The sequence below is a fragment of the Burkholderia sp. RF4-BP95 genome, from assembly GCF_001521985.1.
Classification (GTDB): domain Bacteria; phylum Pseudomonadota; class Gammaproteobacteria; order Burkholderiales; family Burkholderiaceae; genus Burkholderia; species Burkholderia diffusa.
Genome location: NZ_LOSX01000079.1, coordinates 1 through 1,373, shown reverse-complemented (window position 1 = coordinate 1,373; position 1,373 = coordinate 1). Strand labels below are relative to the sequence as shown.

General features: G+C 60.2%; 1 protein-coding gene. It reads right to left on the bottom strand.

What is annotated here, in order from left to right; translation table 11 throughout:
- Window positions 1-252: 252 nt before the first annotated feature.
- Window positions 253-1,263: an IS110 family transposase gene (locus WS46_RS26805; protein ID WP_059534753.1), complete on the bottom strand. Its 1,011-nt coding sequence runs from the start codon at window positions 1,261-1,263 to the stop codon at window positions 253-255.
- Window positions 1,264-1,373: the final 110 nt, after the last annotated feature.

Genomic DNA, 1,373 nt, shown 5'->3' with positions numbered 1-1,373 from the left:
CTTATATGGTCGCCTCCCATTTGCAAGGCAATTTTGATCGTGGCGAGGAGGGTGGTTGCGGACTTATATCCGGACTCGATCGCAGGACGTGCCTGCCGGCCCCGATGGATTTCGCCGCAAGGTTCCTAATCTAAATAGCGGACTCGAGGTCCGAGAAATGTCTCAGGCTTGCCCTTGCGCGGTCCAACCTGTCTTGCCATCTTTCAACATCACCTGTGCAACCGTGGATGGGATAAAGGAATTGAAGCTTGACTACTGCGACGGTGCTGCCTCATACGTTCGGCCATGCGCCAGCAGCGCCCAGATTGTTCGCGCCATCTTGTTTGCGAGTGCAACAGCAACGACGTTCGTTGGTCGTCGGGACAGCATCTGACGCAAACGCTCCGGCAAGTGCTTTGAGCTCGAGATGACCGATCGCGCGCCGTGGATCAGCAGCGTCCGCAGATAAACGTCACCGCGTTTGCTGATCCCACCGAGCTTGATCTTGCCTCCCGAGCCGTTCTGCCGCGGCACGAGACCGAGATAGGCGGCAAACTCCCGCCCCGAGCGAAACGTTCTTGCCTGTCCAATGACCGAAACCGCGGCAGTTGCCGTGAGTACGCCCACGCCCGGAATCTCCGAGATGCGCAGGCATGCATCGTCATTGCGCCGCCAATTGAGAATGCGTTGCTCGATCCGAGCAATCTGCTCATCGAGCGCACGGAGTCGCGAAAGCTGATCCTGCAGGCTGTCTAGCAACATGGCCGGCAACTCGTCGGCCAGTGACGCCAGCGCGGCTTTGGCGGCGTCGATCGATGCACGACGGCCTTGAGGCAACACGACGCCGAACTCGTAGAGCAATCCGCGAAGTTGGTTGACCTGCATGACGCGAATCCGGACCAGTTGCTGGCGTATCCGGTGCATCGCCAGCATGGCTTGCTGGTCTTCGGTCTTAACGGCCACGAACCGCATGCCGGGACGCTGGGCAGCTTCCCAGATCGCCGCGGCGTCAGCCTCATCATTCTTGTTAGACTTCACGAACGGCCGCACGAACTGAGCTGCGATGAGCCGCACGTCGTGGCCAAGCCGTGCCAGGACCCGGGCCCAATGATGAGCGCTGCCACTGGCCTCCATAACGACGCGACTCGCCGGCCGGTTGGCGAAGAACGGCGCGAGCTGGGCACGTTTGAGTACCTTGCTGTGAATCGCGCCGGTTTCAGGCTCGACATAATGAATCTGGAAAACGCGCTTGGCCAGATCGATGGCAATGGTCGTGGGTTCCATTTGGTTCTCCTTGGCGGCTGGGCTGCCGAACCAGCAATGTCGCATGCTCTGGACGCGAGATTGCGGCGCCGGACGGCCCGTTAAGGCGGGAGGCGACCATTCCATCTAAA